General features: G+C 56.8%; 17 protein-coding genes. 5 read left to right on the top strand and 12 right to left on the bottom strand.

Going from position 1 to position 21,653, the window contains the following annotated elements; genetic code table 11:
- Positions 1-50 precede the first annotated feature (50 nt).
- The gene (locus tag HZS81_RS04075; RefSeq protein ID WP_179929274.1) at positions 51-566 is read left to right on the top strand and encodes a hypothetical protein; all 516 of its coding nucleotides are present in this window, start codon (positions 51-53) and stop codon (positions 564-566) included.
- A gap of 170 nt (positions 567-736) precedes the next feature.
- Positions 737-4,678 carry a hybrid sensor histidine kinase/response regulator gene (locus tag HZS81_RS04070; protein WP_179929273.1) on the top strand — a complete coding sequence of 1,314 codons (3,942 nt, stop codon included), beginning with the start codon at positions 737-739 and terminating at the stop codon, positions 4,676-4,678.
- A gap of 31 nt (positions 4,679-4,709) precedes the next feature.
- Here HZS81_RS04070 and HZS81_RS04065 read toward each other — a convergent pair whose 3' ends face one another.
- The 3 genes from HZS81_RS04065 to HZS81_RS04055 form a co-directional block, all read right to left on the bottom strand.
- Entirely contained in the window at positions 4,710-5,372 is a 663-nt protein-coding gene (locus tag HZS81_RS04065; RefSeq protein ID WP_179929272.1) for a response regulator, read from the bottom strand.
- A 242-nt stretch (positions 5,373-5,614) separates the two neighbouring features.
- Positions 5,615-7,564 (bottom strand): acetate--CoA ligase, encoded by a 1,950-nt coding sequence (gene acs / locus HZS81_RS04060; RefSeq protein WP_179929271.1) that lies wholly within the window; start codon positions 7,562-7,564, stop codon positions 5,615-5,617.
- A 177-nt stretch (positions 7,565-7,741) separates the two neighbouring features.
- The gene (locus HZS81_RS04055; protein WP_179929270.1) at positions 7,742-8,275 is read right to left on the bottom strand and encodes a SprT family zinc-dependent metalloprotease; all 534 of its coding nucleotides are present in this window, start codon (positions 8,273-8,275) and stop codon (positions 7,742-7,744) included.
- An 83-nt stretch (positions 8,276-8,358) separates the two neighbouring features.
- Between HZS81_RS04055 and HZS81_RS04050 the strand changes: the two genes are divergently transcribed.
- Positions 8,359-9,015 (top strand): UPF0149 family protein, encoded by a 657-nt coding sequence (locus HZS81_RS04050; RefSeq protein WP_179929269.1) that lies wholly within the window; start codon positions 8,359-8,361, stop codon positions 9,013-9,015.
- On the opposite strand, the gene HZS81_RS04045 is transcribed toward HZS81_RS04050, so the two are convergent.
- The 7 genes from HZS81_RS04045 to ampD form a co-directional block, all read right to left on the bottom strand.
- Complete coding sequence (locus HZS81_RS04045) at positions 9,016-10,140, bottom strand: phospholipase D-like domain-containing protein (RefSeq protein WP_179929268.1); 1,125 nt, start codon at positions 10,138-10,140, stop codon at positions 9,016-9,018.
- 34 nt (positions 10,141-10,174) lie between these two features.
- The gene (locus HZS81_RS04040) at positions 10,175-10,879 is read right to left on the bottom strand and encodes a class I SAM-dependent methyltransferase (RefSeq protein ID WP_179929267.1); all 705 of its coding nucleotides are present in this window, start codon (positions 10,877-10,879) and stop codon (positions 10,175-10,177) included.
- Complete coding sequence (tsaB, locus tag HZS81_RS04035; RefSeq protein WP_179929266.1) at positions 10,876-11,574, bottom strand: tRNA (adenosine(37)-N6)-threonylcarbamoyltransferase complex dimerization subunit type 1 TsaB; 699 nt, start codon at positions 11,572-11,574, stop codon at positions 10,876-10,878. Before tsaB ends, HZS81_RS04040 begins: the two co-directional genes overlap by 4 nt.
- Before the next feature lie 248 nt (positions 11,575-11,822).
- A complete protein-coding gene (gene adk / locus HZS81_RS04030; protein ID WP_179929265.1) occupies positions 11,823-12,479 on the bottom strand; it encodes an adenylate kinase in 657 nt (218 codons plus the stop codon).
- A 275-nt stretch (positions 12,480-12,754) separates the two neighbouring features.
- On the bottom strand, positions 12,755-14,788 hold the full coding sequence (gene aceF / locus HZS81_RS04025; RefSeq protein ID WP_179929264.1) for a pyruvate dehydrogenase complex dihydrolipoyllysine-residue acetyltransferase: 2,034 nt from the start codon (positions 14,786-14,788) through the stop codon (positions 12,755-12,757).
- A gap of 54 nt (positions 14,789-14,842) precedes the next feature.
- Positions 14,843-17,515 (bottom strand): pyruvate dehydrogenase (acetyl-transferring), homodimeric type, encoded by a 2,673-nt coding sequence (gene aceE / locus HZS81_RS04020; protein WP_179929263.1) that lies wholly within the window; start codon positions 17,513-17,515, stop codon positions 14,843-14,845.
- Between the two features lie 388 nt (positions 17,516-17,903).
- Positions 17,904-18,521: a 1,6-anhydro-N-acetylmuramyl-L-alanine amidase AmpD gene (gene ampD, locus HZS81_RS04015; protein ID WP_179929262.1), complete on the bottom strand. Its 618-nt coding sequence runs from the start codon at positions 18,519-18,521 to the stop codon at positions 17,904-17,906.
- A gap of 100 nt (positions 18,522-18,621) precedes the next feature.
- Here ampD and nadC point away from each other — a divergent pair, with 100 nt between their 5' ends.
- Positions 18,622-19,476, top strand: coding sequence for a carboxylating nicotinate-nucleotide diphosphorylase (gene nadC / locus HZS81_RS04010; protein ID WP_179929261.1), 855 nt, complete (start codon positions 18,622-18,624; stop codon positions 19,474-19,476).
- Positions 19,477-19,532: 56 nt separating this feature from the next.
- Here the strand turns inward: nadC and HZS81_RS04005 are convergent, their stop codons facing one another.
- Positions 19,533-20,060 carry a GNAT family N-acetyltransferase gene (locus HZS81_RS04005; protein WP_179929260.1) on the bottom strand — a complete coding sequence of 176 codons (528 nt, stop codon included), beginning with the start codon at positions 20,058-20,060 and terminating at the stop codon, positions 19,533-19,535.
- A gap of 139 nt (positions 20,061-20,199) precedes the next feature.
- On the opposite strand from HZS81_RS04005, the gene tsaA reads away from it, so the two are divergent.
- On the top strand, positions 20,200-20,919 hold the full coding sequence (gene tsaA, locus HZS81_RS04000) for a tRNA (N6-threonylcarbamoyladenosine(37)-N6)-methyltransferase TrmO (protein WP_241697358.1): 720 nt from the start codon (positions 20,200-20,202) through the stop codon (positions 20,917-20,919).
- Positions 20,920-20,934: 15 nt separating this feature from the next.
- On the opposite strand, the gene purC is transcribed toward tsaA, so the two are convergent.
- A complete protein-coding gene (gene purC, locus HZS81_RS03995) occupies positions 20,935-21,651 on the bottom strand; it encodes a phosphoribosylaminoimidazolesuccinocarboxamide synthase (RefSeq protein WP_179929258.1) in 717 nt (238 codons plus the stop codon).
- Positions 21,652-21,653 lie beyond the last annotated feature (2 nt).

Here is a 21,653-nt window from a genome sequence, read left to right as displayed (position 1 = left end):
TTAGGGAGGCCCGAGTGCTTTCAGAAAGCTTCTTTTGGAAAGGATAGAGTATGATCTGGCACTTAATTGCCGCCGTCTTTGCTGGCCTGGCAGCTGCAGGGATAGGCCTACTGCTACGCAACGTAAGCGCCAAGCGGCTACCTAAATGGATCGTGCCGGTGTTTGGCGGGCTGGGGATGCTCAGCTATCAAATTTATACAGAATACAGCTGGTTTGAGTACAAGCAGCAGCAACTTCCGGCATCGGCAGAAGTCGTCTCAAGCCAAAAAAGCAGCGCGGTTTGGCGCCCGTGGACCTTTGCCTTCCCGATCACCAAAGAGTTTACCGTGATCGACCGAGACAGTGTGCGCTTGAGCGAGGGCACGCCCGTCTTGGCCGAATTCATGCTTTACCATTTTGAGCACCATCATGCCGATGTGGTTACCCCACAAGCGTATGTGCTGAACTGTCGCTCGCGCGAACTTATGCCGCTGGCTAGCGACACTGGCGAACCCGATGTTGAGGCAATGCGCACGCTGCGCAGCGACTCAGGCATTTATACCGCTATTTGCAACGCATCAAGCTAAACCACTTCTCGATAAACAGCTATGCGACACACCACTACGCGATAAAACCTTTCGCAAAACGACACCCGCCCTTTAGCACTGACGCTTGGGGCAATTTCCCCTAGAATGAGCCTTTTTGAGCGGCAATGAGTAACACAACGTTGCTTTAAGGCTTTGCGCGGGAGCGTCTTATGTTTCATGGTGGGCTACTGGTCGCGGTATCGCTTTTGTACATCGCGGTGCTTTTTGGTATCGCGTGGTACGGTGACCGCCGGGCGCGACTCCATGGCGCCAGCCGCCGTCGGCCGATTATCTACAGCCTCGCACTGGCGATTTACTGCACGTCGTGGACGTTTTACGGCGCCGTGGGGCAAGCCGCCACAGAGGGCTGGTCGTTTGCCAGCATTTTCGTCGGCCCCATTCTTACCTTCTTACTTTTCTGGCCGGTACTGGCCAAAATGATCCGTGTCGCCAAGCACCAAAACGTAACGTCCATTGCCGATTTCATCGCTTCGCGCTACGGCAAAGCCCAATCGCTTGCCGCCTTTGCTAGCCTAGTCGCCCTCGTCGGCACCCTGCCCTATATCGCCCTGCAGCTGAAAGCGGTCTCCACCTCGTTTAGCGTGTTAACCGATGCCACCGATGTTACGCATACGCCGCTTTTCGGCGATACAGCGTTTTACATCGCCATTGTGATGGCGGCCTTCGCCATTCTGTTCGGCACCCGTCATACCGATGCAACCGAGCACCACGAAGGGCTGATTCACGCCGTCGCGTTTGAATCAATGGTTAAGCTCGTGGCGTTTCTCGTGCTCGGCGCGTTTGTCACCTGGGGGATGTTTGACGGGCTCGGCGAGTTAATGGGCTTTGCCGAAACCCAACTGGAACTTCAGCGGCAGCTGGCAAACCAAGATTTTGGCCAGGGTTTCTGGGCGCAAACACTGCTCGCAATGCTGGCAATTCTCTGCCTGCCACGCCAATTCCATGTCGCGGTGGTAGAAAACACGCACTCTGACGACGCCAGCAAAGCACGCTGGCTATTCCCGCTTTACCTTGTCGCTATCGCGTTTTTTGTCGTTCCGCTTGCGGCAGCGGGTTTATGGCTGTTCGCCGATACCTCGGTGGAGCCTGACAGTTACGTCCTCGCTTTGGCTATGGCCTCGGGTCAGGATTGGCTAACCCTTTTAACCTTCATCGGCGGGTTCTCCGCGTCTACCGGCATGGTCATTGTGGCAGCGGTCGCGGTGTCGATCATGATCTCTAACGAGATCGTCATTCCGGCGCTGTTCCGCTTACGCTGGTTTGACACCAAAGCTCGCGACTACGGCCGTTTGGTGCTGCGCGCACGCCGGTTGACCATCGTTGCCGTACTCGCCATGGCATACGGCTTCTATCATTTGATTGCCGAGTTCTCCTCACTGGCCGCCATCGGCATGCTCTCCTTTGCCGCTGCGGCACAGTTTGCTCCGGCCATCATCGGGGGGCTTTATTGGAAGCGTGGCAACCGCCTGGGGGTCATTGCTGGCATGAATACCGGCTTTGCTATCTGGGCCTATAGCCTGCTCATGCCGGCTATGATTAATGCCGGTGTGCTGCCAAGCACGTGGTTTGACGGTGGCCCACTCGGCTTAGCGTGGCTTGCGCCGACAGCGCTGTTTGGCCTTAATCTCGGCGACAGTTTTACCCACGGCGTGATGCTTTCTCTCGGCGTCAATCTGTTCTGCTATATCTTTGTCTCCCAAGTGACGTCACAGCGCGTGATTGAGCGCATTCAAGCCTCTTTATTCGTTGATAGCGTTGAGACGCGCCAAACGTCGGTCAACCGCCCGTGGACAGGCGCAACCACCGTGGGCGACTTAAAAGTGCTGTGCGAGCGCTTTTTAGGCGCCGGCCAAGTGGGGCGCGCTTTCGCCGACTACGCACGACGCACCGGCAAACCGCTGGAGGAGAGCACCCGCGCGTCTATTGACGTGATCCAGTTTACCGAACGCTTTTTGGCCTCGGTGCTCGGGGCCTCCTCGGCCCGCATCGTGGTCAACTCGGCGCTTCAGGGGCGCGGCATCGGTATTTCCGATGTTATCTCGATTGTTGACGAAGCATCGCAGGTGCTGGAGTTCAACCGCGCGCTGCTACAAGCCACGATCGAGAACATCAACCAGGGCATCAGCGTCGTCGATCAAAACCTGCGTTTGGTGGTATGGAACCAGCGCTATTTAGAGCTCTTCCGCTTCCCTGATCATCTGATTCGTGTCGGCGCGCCGATAGATCGTATTTTCCGTTATAACGCCCACAACGGTGAATACGGCCCCGGCGACCCGGAAGAGCACGTGCAACTGTTGCTCGATAATATCCGCGAAGGGCAACCTCACCGTTACGTGCGTTACCGCCAAGATGGTAGCGTGCTCGAAGTTCAGGGCAACCCGATGCCTGGCGGTGGTTTTGTCTATACGTACCAGGACATTACCCAGCAAAAGCGTATCGAAGAGGCGCTGATTCGCTCAGAAAACAATATCCGTATTTATACCGACAACGTCCCGGCACTGATCGCCTATTTTGATAAAGAAGGTCGCTACCTGTTTACCAACCGGGCCTACGAACAGGCCTTCAACATCGACCGCAACGCGGTAATCGGCAAACGCTACGAAGACGTTCTGCCGCTGAAACAGTCCGAAGAACGCGCACCCTGGGTAAACAAAACCCTACAGGGCGAGCGGGTCAGCTTTGAGGTCTCCCTGCGTTTAAACGGTACGATGCGCTATATGCTGGTGACCTATACGCCGCACTTTGGCGACAGCCAGTCGATTCTCGGCTTTTTTGCCCTATACCAAGACATTACCGAACGTCGCCAGGCCGAAATCGCCCTCAAAGAGACCAATGAAACGCTGGAAGAGCGGGTGCGCGAGCGCACACAAGCGCTTTCAGAAGCTAACGCGGCGCTACGCCAGGAGAACCGCGTGCGCGCCGAAGCGGAGCAGGCACTACGCCAAGCCAAGCAGGTGGCCGAAGATGCCAACGCATCGAAAACGCGCTTCCTGGCCGCGGCGAGCCACGACCTACTGCAACCGCTTAACGCCGCGCGGCTATTCACCTCCGCGCTGTTGCACGATATGCAAGACGCAAACCATCAGCGCACCATCGGCCATATCGATAACTCGCTGCAAGCCGCTGAAGAGCTGCTGGGTACGCTGCTGGATATTTCCAAGCTCGATGCTGGCGCGCTAACCCCGCGACGCAGTCACTTCGCACTCGCCGATATTTTTCAGCCGCTGCGTGCGGAGTTTGACGTCATGGCGGATGATCGCGGGTTGGATTTAGACGTCGTCACGACGAAACAGTGGGTCGATTCCGACCCGCAAATGCTGCGCCGGATTATTCAAAACTTTCTCTCTAACGCACTGCGCTACACCCAAGAGGGCCGCGTGCTACTCGGTTGTCGCCGTCATGGCGAGCGTTTGAGTATTGAGGTGTGGGATTCCGGCCCTGGGATACCTGACTCCAAACTTTCCGAAATCTTTCAGGAATTTCGCCGTTTGGATCAAACTTCACGGCATAAAGAAAGCGAGAAAGGCTTAGGGCTGGGGCTCTCGATTGCCGACCGTATGAGCCGCGTGCTTGACCATCCAATCAAAGTGCGTTCGTGGGAAGGAAGCGGAACGGTCTTTGCCGTCAGCGTCCCCATCGTCGCAGCCAGAGAGATAAGCGAGGCCGATCAGGAGCCGAAGACCCGCCGCGCCAACAAGAAGCTCGCCGGCACACGTATTGTCTGTATCGACAACGAGACGCTGATCCTCGAAGGCATGACGGCTATGCTAAGTGGCTGGGGCTGCGAAGTATTTACCGCCACCAGCATTGGCGGCGCTAAATCCATTCTGCGCAATATGGACGGCGACCCCGACGCTATTCTGGCCGACTACCACCTCGATAACGAAGTCACCGGGCTAATGGCGTTAGAAGCGCTGAGCGAGCGATTTGAAGGCGTAGTGCCGGGGATTGTGATTACTGCCGATAGAACGGAAGATGTGGCGGAGGAGATAAAACGTGCTGGTTACCAGCTGCTGCTCAAGCCAGTGCGCCCGGCGGCGCTGCGTGCCCTGCTGACACGCACACTGCAAGCCAACCGGGCAGCACAATAATCGTTACGTTAACGCCTGCTTTAAGGGCCGTTTAAGACTCTACCTTAGGCGGCTCAACTTCCAGCTTCTGCGCAGCAATGACGGCCTGAGTGCGCGAGTGCACGCCCAACTTACGCAAAATCGCCGTTACGTGCGCTTTAATAGTCGCCTCAGACACACTCAACTCGTAGGCAATTTGCTTGTTTAACAGTCCTTCGGTGAGCATGTTCAGCACGCGGAACTGTTGCGGCGTAAGAGAAGCAATCGCCTCAGCAAAGCGGGTTTCTTCTTCGTTGGTCTCATCGAGTACGCCCGCTAAGGCTTCCGGCAACCATACTTCCCCATCTAAAATCTCACCCACCGCTTCAGCAATCAACTGTAGCGAGGAGGACTTAGGGATAAAGCCCGAGGCACCGTAATCAATCGCACGGCGTACCACATAAGGCTCGTCGCTGCCCGATACCACCGCAACCGGGATATCGGGCATTTGCCCACGCAGTTGAATCAGCCCAGAAAAGCCGTGAGCGCCCGGCATGTGTAAATCCAGAAGAATCAGATCAGCGTCTGGGTGGCGATTCACCACCTCCGTCGTTGCTTCCATTGTGTCAGCTTCGACAATTTCAGCCTGCGGGGCTAGTTGACGCAATGCTTGTGTCAACGCAGCACGAAACAGGGGATGGTCGTCTGCGACGATAAATTTATGGGCGATTGCCATGGATGTTCCTCCGGTTTCTTATGCAGCAGTCACAACAAGCTACCCGCCGCGACGCTAGGCCATACGCTTGGAACGTATACGTTGGCAGCATGGTACCCCATGCCCTTCTCTATTCCCAAGCCTAGCGTGGACAATTTGTCGCATTTACGGCGATAACTTAGAAACAACTGTGCCGGCTCAAGAGCCGGCACAGTAATAACCGCTGAACGGTGAGTGGTCGTGCGTTATTTCAGCATTAACAATTACTGATTAACGCGGTGCTCAATAAGCTCATCGACCACACTCGGGTCTGCCAACGTACTGGTATCCCCTAGGCCATCACACTCATTGGCGGCGATTTTGCGCAGAATGCGGCGCATAATCTTGCCCGAGCGCGTTTTCGGCATCCCCGGCGCCCACTGGATCACATCCGGCGAGGCAATTGGGCCGATATCTTTACGCACCCATTTGGTCAGCTCTTTTTTGAGCTCATCGGTGGGGTCAATGCCATCGTTGAGGGTGACATAGATGTAGATACCTTGGCCTTTGATATCGTGCGGATAGCCCACCACGGCCGCTTCGGCAACCGCATCGTGTGCTACCAGCGACGATTCGATTTCCGCGGTACCCATGCGGTGTCCAGAGACGTTGAGGACGTCGTCTACGCGGCCGGTGATCCAGTAATACCCGTCTTCATCGCGACGGCAGCCGTCGCCGGTGAAGTACATGTTGTCGTAGGTCGAGAAATACGTCTGTACGAAGCGGTCATGGTCACCCCAAATGGAACGAGCCTGGCCCGGCCAGGAATCGAGGATTACCAAGTTACCCTCGGTGGCACCCTCAAGCATGTTGCCTTCATTATCCACCAGCGCAGGCTGCACACCGAAAAACGGCTTGGTTGCGGAGCCCGGCTTCAGTGCAGTGGCGCCCGGCAACGGCGAAATCATGATGCCGCCGGTTTCGGTTTGCCACCAGGTATCGACAATCGGGCACTTCTCGTTGCCGATCACGCGGTAGAACCACTCCCACGCCTCGGGGTTGATCGGTTCACCGACCGAACCGAGTAGGCGCAAGCTTTCGCGTGAGCTCGAATCCATCACGCTGTCACCGTGGGCCATCAGCGCACGCACGGCAGTCGGCGCGGTGTAGAGAATGTTGACCTTGTGCTTATCGACAATCTCGCCAATACGGCCATGGCTTGGGTAGCTCGGCACGCCTTCAAACATTAGCGTGGTAGCGCCGTTGGCGAGCGGGCCGTAAACGATGTAGCTATGCCCTGTTACCCAGCCCACGTCGGCGGTGCACCAGAAAACTTCGCCATCTTGATAGTCGAAAACATACTGGTGGGTCATCGCAGCAAAGGTGAGATAACCGCCGGTGGTATGCTTAAGGCCTTTCGGCGCGCCGGTAGAACCCGAGGTGTATAGAATAAACAGCGGATCTTCCCCGCCCACCGCTTCGGGCTCACACTCGGTAGACTGCTTATCGACCAGATCACCGAACCATAGGTCGCGGCCCTCTTTCCAGTCGATATCGCCGCCGGTGCGCTTCACGACCAACACGTTCTTGCACACATCAGTGCCATCACGAGTCAAAGCCGCGTCCACGTTATCTTTTAGCGGCACCTGTTTACCGCCGCGTACGGATTCATCAGCGGTGATGACGAGCTTGGAGTTAGCACCGATCACGCGCTGTGCCACGGCATCCGGCGAGAAGCCACCGAAAACGACCGAGTGCACCGCACCAATACGGGCACAAGCCAGCATGGCCATAGCCGCCTCAGGAATCATGGGCATGTAAAGCGTGACGGTATCGCCTTTGCTTACGCCTAGCTCTTTGAGCGCATTCGCCAGCTGATTGGTGCGCTCGTAGAGTTCACGGTAGGAAATATGCTTAGTGTCGTTAGGGTCGTCGCCTTCCCAAATGATCGCGGTTTGGTCGCCGCGCGTTTCAAGATGGCGATCTAGGCAGTTTGCTGCCACGTTCAACTCGCCGTCTTCGAACCAGCGGATGTCCACGTTATGACGATCAAACGAGGTGCTTTTGATCTTGTTCGGGGCTTTAATCCAGTCAAGGCGCTTTGCCTGTTCGGCCCAGAAGCCTTCCGGGTCATCTACCGAACGCTGGTACATGGCCGCATACGTTTTTTCATCGGCCCAAGCATTGGCGGCGATATCGTCGCGCACCGGATAGACATTCTGTTGTTCGCTCATGAAATTGCCTCTGTCCGTGGAAATGCACTCTCTATAAGAATGTAGCCGGAATTGTTATTTACTGCACCGGCATTACTATTATGAATGTCCTCCTAGCATAAACCCCAAAGCGCGCCCTTCCCTTTAGACATTGGTATTAACATTTTTTATTGAAATAACAAAGACTTATACTACTATTTACGGCGCTTCACGGCCGCAATAGACCAAGGTCTGAGCGCAATGGCGGCAACGATAGCGCTGCCCTCCTTGGGCGCGTGCGTGGCGCTGCGTGGTAAAGGCGTGTTGGCGGCACGCGCATGCATAACGGTATGGCGCTCGTTGTGCGCGTTTAATATCGAAACGGTGAGTCACATCAGGCGGTAAGCCAAAAAGGTCGCGCATAACGGCTTGCCATTCGCGGCCATGCGGCTTTAAGCGCGGGCCATTCTGAAGATGGAAGACCATCCAGTGGGCCATTTCATGGGGAATCACCTGGTCAAAAAACGCGCTGCGGTTCTCACTGAGCAGCACCGGGTTGAAGCGCAAGCCACCGCGGCCCAGATGCGCCTGCCCGGCTGAGGCGCCTTTAAGATCAAACCACACCTTGGGCTGCACCAGCGCCGGATAAACCTCACGACAGCGCTGCCAGGCCTGCTCAACACGAGCCCTGGCCGCATCGATAAGCGCCGCTTCACCCAGTGCCGCAAGCTGCTCTGCCGGCCACGCTGGCATCGGCGCCGCCTGGGTTTGAAGATATCCGTTTGATGATAAACTGCTCACATCCTACCCTTTGACTTTTCTGCTAGAGGCTCTGTATGTCACCGCGCGACAACGCCCCCGAAGCGACGCCCCCACAGCCGCTACTCGACGACGAGCAGCTTGACCGCTTAGATGACTTTCTCGACTCCGAGCAAGTCGATGACGACGCGCTCGATCTGATTTCAGCCCATGGTTTTATGGTCGCGCTGGCCGTGGCGCCCAGCGAGCTTCCCAATGCCGAGTGGCTAGCCGAACTCTTTCAAGGCGAGCCGCGTTATACTGACGATGCCGAACGCAACGAGATTATCGGCTTGCTTGCCGCCCTGCGCGACAACGCTATGGCCGTGCTTGAGCAAGGAGGGCTGCCGGAGCTTCCGTTTGAGTTGACGCTCGACGGCCTCCCCGCGGAAGAAACCCCCATTGGTGACTGGTGTGCAGGGTTCATGGAAGGCGTCTTTTGCGATGAAAGCGCCTGGTTTGCCGACGATGAAGAAGCCGCCGCCACACTTCTGCTGCCGTTTATGCTGCTCTCAAGTCTGTTTGATGATGAGCCCGATATGGCCGAGCTGGCAAGCGACGGTACCCGCCAAGAGGCATTCGTCGTTCAACTTCCCGAGCTTCTTCTCGACCTTTACTTGCACTACCGCGTGCCCCCGGAAACCCCGAAGCCCAAACCGCGCAAGAAAACCCCGGCCAAGGGCAAAAAATGCTAATCATTTAAGGCGCGTGACCAAGCTATCAAGGGTGCCGTATAGCCACTCCTTGGCTCGCTGCGGCCAGGGGCGGGCTGCCCACGCAGCCGAATCCACTTCGTCACTGGTGGCAAAGTTACGTTCAAACAGCTCGCGCACTTCCTCTGCAAAGTGCGGATCATCCACTTCTTGGTTGGCTTCTAAATTCCAGTGCAAGTTCCAGTGATCGAAATTGCACGAGCCAATGCTGCTCCAGTTGTCAGCCAAGACAAATTTGGCATGAATAAAGGTCGGCTGAAACTCGAAAATGCGCACGCCCGCTTTCAGCAGTGCGTGATAAAAGCGCTGCGACGCGTAACGCACGCCTGGGTGATCGTTTTCGCTGCCGGGTAGCAGCAAACGCACATCGACGCCACGCCGGGCGGCCCGGGCCAAGCGCCGCCGTAGAGTAAACGTGGGGACAAAATAAGGAGTGCAGAGCCATAACCGCGTTGCGGTGCCATCCACACGTTGGTGCAACGAGCGGCGAATGGCCTGATAGCGATAGCCGCGTCCGTCCATGGAACGCCCCCGCATCTCTCCCTTCGGGCGCTGTGGATCGACACGCGATGACGGGAGCGTCATAGCGGGCTTGTCGATTAAATAATCGCGCGTCATGCGTGAATCCCAAAGTTGGCGAAAGAGCGCCTCCCAATCCGTCACTACCGGCCCTTCGGCACACACGGCGATTTCATACCAAGCATTAAGAAACGCATCCACGGCACCAAAACCGCCCACAAACGCCATCTGGCCATCCACTAGCATGATTTTGCGATGGTCACGGCTTAAATTGCGCGCCAAAGAGTGAAAGCCCAAGGGGTTAAAAAAGCGCAGCGCCACACCTCCCTCGTGTAGACGCCGACGATCGGCGTTTGAAAGCCCCATCGCGCCATAACCGTCCAACAACAGGGCAACGTGAACGCCACGGCGTGCCGCTCGTGTTAGAGCATCAATGACCCGCTCGGCAAGCGTTCCAGACTCCATGAGATAAAGCTCGAGAAACACATAGTGCTCTGCCTGCTCAATCGCGGTAAACATCGCGGGTAAAAACCGCTTAGATTCCGGCAGCAGCGTAAAGCGGTTATGAGCATGCCAGCCGTGGCGCATAGTGGGCTCCTTACCATTTTGGCTAACCCCCAGCTTAGCGCTTTAACGAATAATGCACATACACATCGTAGCGGCTGGTTTTACCTTCAAGGGTATGCTGCGGCGCCGGCCCCGCAATAGGCGGCGCCTTACGGGGCCGCTTGACCACCACACGGTGAGTGGCCACATCGAGCGCCGCTTCAAGCAGCCGCGGAGCGTCGTTATCGTCGCCGGCCAGCGCGCGAAACAAGCGCATGTCTTTTTTCACCAGCGCCGATTTCTCGCGATGGGGAAACATCGGGTCCAGATGGATCACCTGAGGCGCAAACTGGGCGCCGGCCACTAATTCCGCCAGCGATTGCGCTGCGTCGCCGTGACGTAGCGTCATGCGGGCAGCAATCTCCGCCGTTTCGTCGTGCTCTGAAGCGCGTTTAAGGCCATCCTCCAGCAATGCCGCAATCGCCGCGACCCGCTCGATAAGCAGCACCTTGGCGCCCAGGCTAGCCAACACAAACGCATCACGACCGAGCCCTGCGGTGGCATCCACCACGTTAGGGGTCACGCCTTTTGCCAACCCACACGCTTTTGCCACGAGCTGCCCGCGCCCACCGCCGAACCGACGCCGATGCCCGGCTTTACCGCCGACAAAATCCACCTGCAGAGGCTTGCCGTAACGCGCCTCATCCGCCGCCAGCACCAAGCCCTCCTCTCGCGACTCGAGGGCAAGCCCTGGCGGCAAAGAAATACCGTCCTGCGTCATGCCGGTTTTTTCCAAGCAACGTCGTTACGCAGGTAGACCGGCTGGGCGTCATATGCCGACTGCCCGAGGCCTGAGTCAAAGTCACGCGCGGCTAGCCACGCCATTTCTTCAGCGCGCGGCTCTATATCACTTAAGTGCTGCGACATCGCAACGTGTACCTCGGCGGCAAACTGCTCCCATAGCGTAAAGCCTGTGCCCACACCGGCCCAGTCGGTATCTTGGCGTGGCAGTGAAAAGCGCGCGGGCGGCAGCACCGCTTCGTCGCTTAGTGCCGAGATACGTCCATCGGCGCAGTGCCACGCTGCCGCGTAGATTTCCCCCATGCGGGCATCTATCGCCGTCACAACGTAGCGGTAGTGGAAACGCCGGTGAGCCTGCAATGCGAGCGCTTCCAATGTAGATACCCCGATGAGCGGACAGTCCAAGCCAAAAGCCAAGCCCTGCGCGGTTCCCGCCGCAATTCGAAGACCGGTGAAAGACCCCGGCCCACGGCCAAACGCCACGGCGTCAAGCTGAGCGGGTGTCACACCGGCTTCAGAGAGCACATCATTCACCATCGGCATTAGGCGCCGGGTATGCGCGCGCGGTGTCATTTCGAAACGCGCAAGGCAGGTTTCGTGCTCGCCATCACGGCGCAACAGCGCCGCCGAGCACGCGCTGGAAGAGGCGTCTAACGCCAATAGGTGTAGCGACATATAGTGTACCTACTTAAAAGCCAGTAACCGCTGAGATTATACCCACGCCATCCCTAAACGACGATGGCCCGCACGCAGCGGGCCATCATCACATGCACGTCATCGCAACGTACCTACCACAACTTACTTATCACCCCCACTTATCACAATTCACCACTCACCTCTCACCTCTCACCTCTCACCTCTCACCTCTCACCTCTCACCACTCACTTCTCACTTCTCACAATTCACCACTCACTATTCACAACTCACGCACTTAGCGCTTCTTTTACTTGACGCGTAATATCGTCCACGCTGCCAACCCCTTCCACACGATGATACTTAGGCGCAGCGTCGGGGTCCTCTTTTGCCCACTGCTGATAGTAATCGACCAGCGGTGCGGTTTGCTCGTGGTAAACCGCTAAGCGGTTACGCACGGTCGATTCTTGATCATCGTCACGCTGAATCAACGGCTCGCCGGTGACATCATCTTTGCCTACCTCTTTGGGCGGATTGTGTTCCACGTGGTAGACGCGACCTGATGCCGGGTGGACACGACGGCCCGCTAGGCGATTGACGATTTCCTCATCTGGCACGGCGATTTCCAGCACGTGGTCCAGCTTAACGCCCGCCTCTTTCATGGCATCCGCCTGCGGAATGGTGCGGGGGAAACCATCAAACAGGAAGCCATTATCGCAATCTGGCTGGCCGATACGCTCTTTCACTAGGTCGATGATGATATCGTCTGAAACTAGGCCACCCGTGTTCATGATCTCTTTGACCTTAAGGCCGAGCTCACTGCCCTCTTTAATCGCTGCACGCAGCATATCCCCGGTGGAAATTTGCGGGATGTTGTACTGCTCGCAAATAAATTGAGCCTGAGTCCCCTTGCCTGCGCCCGGGGCGCCTAACAGGATCAAACGCATGGCACTGCTCCTTGAATGACGAATAAAAAATAAGATTCACGACAATACCCGCGCCAATGAGGCGACACAACTCCCCAAAAGCCTGAGAGCCATGTTTTTTGCTACCTTTTACGCTTCCAAAACAGCCATCTACCGCTAACGCTGCACTTTGGTCGTAACGCTTTGGTCGTGTATTGGTACAGATAAAATCACCAACGGCGCCCGAAGGCGCCGCTGGTGGTCGTGCAATGGTATGCGTGGGTCATGCATACATAGTACTGGGCATAGTACCGGGTCTACAGCAGCAAACGTCGGATATCGGTCAACACATCGGCCAAGAAGGCAGTGAAACGCGCCGCGTCTGCCCCATTAATGGCCCGGTGATCGTAGGATAGCGACAGCGGCATCATCAAACGCGGCTGGAAAGTACTACCATCCCAAACCGGTTTCGTCTGCGATTTCGACACGCCCAAGATCGCCACTTCCGGTGCGTTGACGATCGGCGTAAATGCTGTGCCGCCAATCGAGCCAAGGCTCGAAATGGTGAAACAGCCGCCAGTCATCTCTTCGCGTTTGAGCTTTTTGTTCTGCGCTTTTTTGCCCAACTCGGCCATATCCTTGGCGATCTCAATCAAGGACTTTTTGTCCGCGTCGCGCAGAACCGGCACCATCAAGCCTTCCGGCGTATCTACGGCAATACCGATATGAACGTATTTCTTCCACACCATCGTCTCACCGTCGCCTTTTAGACTGACGTTAAACTGCGGGAACTTACGCAGCGCAAAGGCACACGCTTTGACCAAAAACGGCAGCGGCGTGAGCTTGGCCCCTTGGGCTTCTGCTTCGGCCTTCATCGACTTGCGGAAGGCTTCAAGCTCGGTGATATCCGCCTCGTCGAACTGCGTCACGTGCGGCACGTTGAGCCAGCTGCGGTGCAGGTTGGTCGCGCCCATCTTGAGCAGACGACCCATCGGCTTCTCTTCGACCTCACCGAACTGGCTGAAATCGACTTCCGGAATCGGCGGGATACCCCCACCGCTCGCCGCTGCCGCAGGAGCCGCCGCTTGCGCGCTGCCTTTGGCCAGCGCCTGCTTGACGTAGTTTTGCACGTCCTCTTTCAGCACGCGCTCTTTGGGGCCGGTTGGCTTAACCAGGGCGAGATCGACCCCCAGCTCGCGGGCCAGCATCCGTACCGCGGGTCCAGCGTGCACCAACTTGCCATCACGTGGCTTATGAGATGCCATCTGGGCTTCCGGGCTGGGGGTTCCCGCCGGAGACTCAGCAGGCTTGCTCGACTGAGCTCTTTCGGATGAAGCTTTTTCAGACTGGCCTTTTTCAGGTGCAGCCTTTTTTGGTGCCGCTTTCTTCGCGCCGCCGGCCGAGGCCACTTCGATATAGCCGATCACATCGCCTTCAGAGACGGTATCGCCTTCGTTCACCGTAAGTTCCAAAAGCTTGCCTTTGTACGGGCTCGGTACGTCCATCGACGCCTTATCGGACTCCAGCGTGATCAGCGGGTCTTCCTCGTTGACCTCGTCACCGGCGGCAACACCAATTTCGATAATCGGCACATCCGCAGAGCCGGAAAGATCCGGCACGCGAATCTCTTTGCGCTCCGGCTCGCCGCTGGAAGCGTCTTCTTCTTGCTCTTCCTGCGGCTCGGCGTCAGCGCTTTTCCCTTCGGGCGCTTTGGGTTCAGGCGCGTTATCGGCTTGATCGCTACCACCACCTTCACCAGCGATTTCCATCTGGCCGATCACATCTCCTTCAGAGACGGTATCGCCCTCTTTCGCCGTAAACGCCACGATCTTGCCCGAATGCGGGCTGGGGACGTCCATCGAGGCTTTGTCAGACTCCAGTGTAATCAGCGTATCTTCCGCGCTGACCTCATCGCCTTCGCTGACGGCCACTTCGATAATTTCGACGTCTTCTGAGCCGCCAATATCCGGCACGATGATATCCACGGTCTGTTTGCCACCGCCGCCAGAAGCGGATTTTGGCGCCTCTTGCTGTTGCGATGACGACGCTGATGAAGTGTCAGGCTCTGGCGCAGATTCGGCTGATGCCGTCTCTTTCTCGCCGCCGCCTTCACCTTCCGCTTCGATTTCGACGATGTCGTCGCCTTCCGAGACAGTGTCACCCTCTTTGACCAGCACCTTAATGACCTTGCCGCCTTTGGGCGCCGGGACATCCATGCTGGCCTTGTCGGATTCCAGCGTGATCAAGGTGTCTTCCGCCTCAATGACGTCGCCTTCCGACACCGCAATCTCAATGATTTCGACATCGGTGTCGCCGCCGATATCGGGGACTTTGATGATTTCGCTACTCAAGGTCGCGCTCCTCTCAACTCGTCACAAGCCTGCGGGCAACCCCGCAGGCAAGGATCAACTGGTCAGCGGGTTGGGCTTGGATGGGTCGATGGCGTACTTTTTCAGCGCCTCACCCACTCGCTTACGCTCGATATCGCCACGATCCGCCAGCGCTTTCAACGCCGCCACGGTGACGAAGTAGCGGTCCACTTCAAAGAAGTAGCGCAGCTTCTCGCGGGTATCCGAACGGCCAAAGCCATCGGTGCCAAGCACGCTGTAGTCGGTGGGTACCCAAGCGCGTACCTGATCAGCATAGAGCTTCATGTAGTCGGTAGCGGCAATCGCCGGGCCATCACGACCTTCCAAACACTGGGTAACGTGTGGCTTGGGTGCCTCATCGTCTGGGTTTAAGAAAGCGGTACGCTCAATCAGCAGCGCTTCGCGGCGCAGCTCATTAAAGCTGGGCACACTCCAAATATCAGCGCCCACGCCCCAGTCGTTTTCCAAGAGCTCGGCGGCCGCTTCGACTTCACGCAGAATGGTGCCAGAGCCCATCAGCTGAACGCGGCCTTTTTTACCTTTCGTTTCGCGCAGCAGATACATGCCTTTAACGATATCGTCGGCAGGCACGTCGTCGAGCGCCGGATGCTCGTAGTTTTCGTTCATCACGGTCAGGTAGTAGAAGCAGTTCTCCTTCTCGGTGAACATGCGCTTCAAACCATCCTGCATGATGACCGCCACTTCGTGACCGTACGTCGGATCGTAGCTACGGCAGTTGGGGATGGTAGAGGCCTGAATTAGGCTGTGACCATCTTGGTGCTGCAAGCCTTCACCGTTGAGCGTAGTACGCCCGGCGGTGCCGCCGACCATAAAGCCGCGTGCCTGCAGATCACCCGCCGCCCAAGCGAGATCGCCAATACGCTGGAAGCCGAACATGGAGTAGTACACATAAAACGGCAGAAGCGGCAAATTGTGGTTGCTGTAGGACGTCGCCGCCGCAATCCACGCTGACATCGCCCCGGCTTCACTGATGCCTTCTTCGAGGATTTGGCCCTGCTTATCCTCGCGGTAGAACATGATCTGGCCTTTATCGACCGGCTCGTACTTCTGACCTTCTGAGGTGTAGATGCCGAGCTGGCGGAACATGCCTTCCATGCCGAAGGTGCGCGCTTCATCGGGAATGATGGGCACCACCTGCTTACCGATTTTCTTGTCTTTGACCAAGCCGTTGAGAATCCGCACAAAGGCCATAGTGGTCGAGACTTCACGCCCTTTGGAGCCCCCCATCTGCGAGGCAAAGGTTTTATCTTCCAGCGCCGGGATCGGTAGCGACTCAAAGTCCGCGCGGCGCTGAGGCAGGTAGCCACCAAGACGTTCGCGCTGCAAGTGCATGTATTTAAGCTCGGGGGAGTCATCATCCGGCTTGTAATACGGCACTTCTTTGAGCTGCTCATCGGTGAGCGGAATACCGAAGCGATCACGGAATGTCTTCAGCGCTTCGTGCTCCATGCTCTTGACCTGGTGCGCTTCGTTGGCCGCTTCGCCATCGCCGCTACCCATGCCATAGCCTTTCACCGTATGCGCCAGAATGACCGTCGGCTTGCCTGCGGCGTTGTTTACCGCTTCGTGATAGGCCGCATAGACCTTGAACGGATCGTGGCCACCACGGTTGAGCTTCCAGATGTCCTCGTCGGACATATTGTTGACCATTGCTTCGGTTTCGGGGTACTTGCCGAAGAAATGCTCGCGGGTATAGCCACCGCCGTTGGCTTTGTAGTTCTGGTACTCGCCGTCGACCGCTTCGTCCATGCGCTTTTGCAGCACACCTTTTTTATCTTGCTCGAATAGCGGATCCCAATGGCGACCCCAGACGACCTTCAACACGTTCCAACCCGCACCGCGGAAGACACCTTCCAACTCGTCCATCACGCGCGAGTTGCCGCGCACTGGGCCATCAAGACGCTGCAGGTTACAGTTGATAACGAAGATCAGGTTATCGAGATTTTCACGCCCGGCTAGCGAAATTGCGCCGAGGGATTCCGGCTCGTCGCACTCGCCATCGCCCATGAAGCACCAGATCTTGCGATCCTGCATATCCTTCATTTCACGCGAATCAAGATACTTCATCACGTGGGCTTGGTAGATCGCCATGATTGGCCCCAAGCCCATGGACACCGTGGGGAACTGCCAGTAATCCGGCATCAGCCACGGGTGCGGGTAAGACGAAAGACCACCGCCGTCAACTTCCTGGCGGAATTTGTCCATCTGCTCTTCGTTTAGACGACCTTCCAAGAACGAGCGCGCGTAGATACCGGGCGCAACGTGCCCCTGAATGTAAACCAGGTCACCTTCGAAATCGCCGTTGGGGGCGCGGAAGAAGTGGTTAAAGCCGACATCGTAAAGCGTCGCGGAGGACATAAAGCTGGCAATATGTCCGCCCAAACCAGGTTTGGCGCGGTTATTACGAATGACCTGCGCGATCGCGTTGTAGCGAATTAAGGAGCGAATGCGGCGCTCCATAAACAGATCGCCCGGCATCGGCGCTTCACGGTGAACGGGAAGCGTGTTGCGGTGCGGGGTCGTCACTGAGAAGGGCACCTTCATACCATCTCGGCGCATACGATCCGCCAAGCGGGTCATCAGGTAGCGGGCGCGCTCTTCGCCCTCACGATCCAGTACCGATTCCAGGGATTCTAGCCACTCCGTGGTTTCGGTCGGATCGAGATCTTCTCTTGTCTCCAGACTCATAGAGGTCTCTCCGAATGACGATAAATGACAGTGACCCCCGCTAACCGCTAGGGGTCTAGGCATGCGGCCTTCATCGGCTGCCGCAAACCCATCACCACCGGCACAGTGGCCAGCGTGAGGAAGATTCTTCTCTACATTCAAGACATTAAGTAGTGTTTAATGCATCTTGAATGTAGTTAAGCTACATAATGTTGGTTAAAATTAGCCTTTTGTATCGCTGAAGATACCGCAAAGTGGCCGCGCTGCCAATTGCAAAAAACGGCAAAATCTGACCAAAAACAACATATTGCACCGCAGCATAAGCACTTTTTAACGTAATCTCGACAGCCCGCCGCTTAGGCAACAAATGTAGTTAAACTACCGTTTTATTATCGACTGCATGCATTCATTACTCCTGCGCCAGCCGTTGACGGAAGTACGCCCAATCAAACGCAGGGCCGGGGTCGGTCTTACGCAGCGGCGCAACGTGTGCGTGGCTGGTGATGCGTGTAGGATCAAGCGCGGGATAGCGCGTCATCAACCAAGTAACGAGCTGCGCTAACGTGGTGTACTGCGCCTTGGTGAAGGACGTCGCGTCGTCGCCTTCAAGCTCGATACCCAACGAAAAATCGTTGAGCGCTTGGCGCTTTTCCCCTTGCCGCGCATCCCACCAGCGTGATCGCCCCGCATGCCACGCGCGGCGCGGGGTATCCACAAATTGCACGCATTCACCCTCGCGGCGAATCAGAAAATGCGCCGACACGCGAAGCGATGCAATGCTGGCGAAAAAAGGATGATCATTAGGCGCAAGGCGATTGGTGAACAGCGCCTCGATGGCATCGCTACCAAACTGACCCGGCGGCAAACTGATAGCGTGCAACACAACCAACGAAACTTCGCCATTGGGACGCTCATCCGCGTTAGGTGATTCCACAACCCGCGCCTTGGGCCACCACGTCGCGCTTTGTGAAAAATCGTCTTTTGAAGGATTCTCTCGTGAAGAACTGTCTTGTGAAGAACTTGCCACTCGGCACTCCTGTTCCCTATTTCGCACGCCTGTGACGTTACGTGCGTTCTTTCACTATAATAGCGTTATATGCAAACCCACCCAGGGATTCACACCTTCTATGCACTACTATACCGCTCTTGCCGAAGAGATCCGCGCTAACGCCGCCCACTTGCTCTCTGAAGACGTGGGGCCCGGCGATATTACCGCTCAGTTAATTCCTGAATCCCAATGGGCAGAAGCGCACGTTATCACCCGTGATAATGCTGTGCTTTGCGGCGTTGCCTGGGTGGATGAGATTTTCCGTCGCCTGGATAGCCGCGTAGTGCTGACGTGGGAAGCCGCCGATGGCGACCGCTTAGCCGCTGACCAATGCTTTTTGCGCCTGGAAGGCCCGGCACGAAGCTTGCTGACCGGCGAACGTGCGGCGCTTAACGTGTTGCAAACGCTTTCGGGCACGGCCACCACCACGCGGCGCTATGTCGATTTGATAGCCAGCACCGGCGCGCGCCTACTCGATACACGCAAAACTCTACCCAATATGCGCTTGGCGCAAAAATATGCCGTCACCTGCGGTGGCGGACATAATCACCGTATTGGGCTATGGGATGCGTTTTTAATTAAGGAAAATCACATTGCCGCCTGCGGCGGCATTGCCGATGCCGTGAAGGAGGCGCGCAAGCTAGCCAGCGATGTACCGGTCGAGGTCGAAGTCGAGACGTTTGACGAGTTGGACCAAGCACTTGATGCCGGCGCCGATATCGTCATGCTCGACAATTTTTCGCTCGACGAGCTGCGCGAAGCGGTCAAGCGGGGAAATGGGCGCACCACCCTAGAAGCCTCAGGCAACGTCAATGCCACGACACTCAAAGCGATTGCGGACACTGGTGTGGACTGCATTTCGAGCGGCGCGCTGACCAAAGACGTAACGTCGATCGATCTCTCCATGCGTATCACGCGCACTTACTCTCCCTAAGCCGACTTTTATAAAAGCGTCGTGGAGGTCTCTGGCTGAGGCCGTTATTGAGAGAATCAGGTCTCCACGGCGAACAGCGGCTTGCGCAAGTGAAACCGTTTTAACTGCGCGCCGCCGCGCTCTACCCAACGCTCGCCGAGGTTTTGCCAGCCGCGCCGCTCTAAACGCTCATACAGCAAGAGGCTCGCTTCAATCTCGATCGCGCTGCACCCGGCCTCTAACAGCAACCGTTCGGCGTGGATAAGTAGGGTGGTGCCGATACCACGCCCGGTAAGCGATGGCCAAACGTAGAGCGTCTCGACGCGCCCAGCGCTTGTATCAAACTCCAAGAATCCCACACAGCGACCATCGCAGGTTGCCACCAGGGTCGTGTAAAGCGGATGCCGCGCCGCCCAGGCGCTGGCTTCCCGCGGTAGCACATTCGCCCAGGCACGCCGCTCGGTTAGCGAGTAGTGATTCGCAGCGCCTTGCATCACCGCGTGGTAGAACACTTCAGCTTGATCGGCGGCATCACGCACCAGCGCTTGTCGATACACGACGCGCGGCGCGACCGTCGAAGAAGACGGTGCTAACGCTTCGGTCATAATTGCCTCGTTGTATCTTGCCTATCCGATAGAAGAACCCAACTTACCTTATACTGACACACGCTTCACACCCCTTTGCACTTATTTTCCACTCCCTACTTTGACGTCTTTACCCTTTAACAACGGAATGAACGTAGCAATGGATTTTACCCTCTCGCCGATTGGCTACATCGATAGCGACTACCCGGATAAATTTGGTGTGCCGCGCCAGCCCGGCCTTGCCCCCGCGGCCAGTGCCACATTGACGCTCGTCGCGCCCTATAACGACCCGCTTAGCGTGCGCGGACTGGAAGCGGTCAGTCACCTCTGGGTCAGTTTTATTTTCCACCACAACCCGCCCACATGGAGCCCGCTGGTACGGCCACCGCGCTTAGGCGGCAACCGGAAGGTGGGGGTTTTTGCCAGCCGTAGCCCCAACCGGCCCAATCGTTTGGGGCTCTCCCTTCTCGCGCTTGAGCACATTGATACTCAGCGCGGCGTCCGCCTTACCCTTGCCGGATGCGACCTGGTAAGCGGCACCCCGGTGGTGGATATCAAGCCTTATCTACCATGGGCAGAAGCCAAGCCGGAGGCCAGCGCCGGGTTTGCCCCAACCCCACCGCCCAATGTTGAAGTCGTTTTTCAGCCACAAGCGCGAAACGTGCTAGCACAGCGCGATGATTGCGACTCGCTACAAGCGCTGATTACGCAAGTGCTTAGCCAAGACCCACGCCCGGCGTACCAGCGAGATACCACAAGCGAGCGCATCTACGGGGTAAGGCTGCGCGATGTGGACGTTAAGTTTCAGGCATGGGATCACAACGCCGCCGACAACAAAAAAGCCACAACCTTAGCGGTTGTGGCCATTGAAGCGGTGTGAAATAGACAAGCCCACTTATGCCGGAAAGGTAATGCCAAGACGGCGACCAACTTCCTCGTAAGCTTCAATCACGCCGCCGAGCCCCTGACGGAAGCGGTCTTTATCCATTTTTTCCCGCGTGTTGGCATCCCATAGGCGGCAACCGTCGGGCGAGAACTCATCGCCCAGAATGACCTGGCCGTTGAAAATGCCAAATTCCAGCTTGTAATCCACCAAGAGCATCTCGCCTTCGGCAAATAGCTGCTTAAGCACGTGATTGACCTTAAACGTGAGGTCTTTCATTTTGACCAGCTGTTCCGGTTTGGCCCAACCGAAGGTTTCAGCGAGCGACTCGTTGATCATCGGGTCGCCTTTCTCGTCGTTTTTCAAAAACAGCTCAAACGTAGGCGGCGTTAGGGTCATGCCCTCCTCCACGCCTAGGCGTTTTACCAGGCCACCGGCGGCAATATTACGCACTACGCATTCCACCGGAATCATCTCCATTTTCTTCACCAGGCTTTCGGTGCTGGAGAGGCGCTTTTCAAAGTGCGTCGGGATGCCAGCGTCTTCTAGGCGCTCCATAATAAAGGCGTTAAAGACATTATTGACCAAACCTTTTCGCGCAAGCGCCTCTTTCTTTTTACCATCGAATGCACTGGTATCATCGCGAAACTGGAGTACCAGCAAATCAGGATCATCGGTGGTATATACAGACTTTGCCTTACCGGCATAAAGTTCTTGGCGCTTTTCCATGA

The organism is Vreelandella salicampi (genome assembly GCF_013415105.1).
Classification (GTDB): Bacteria; Pseudomonadota; Gammaproteobacteria; order Pseudomonadales; family Halomonadaceae; genus Vreelandella; species Vreelandella salicampi.
This window is presented reverse-complemented; position numbering and strand designations above follow the sequence as displayed.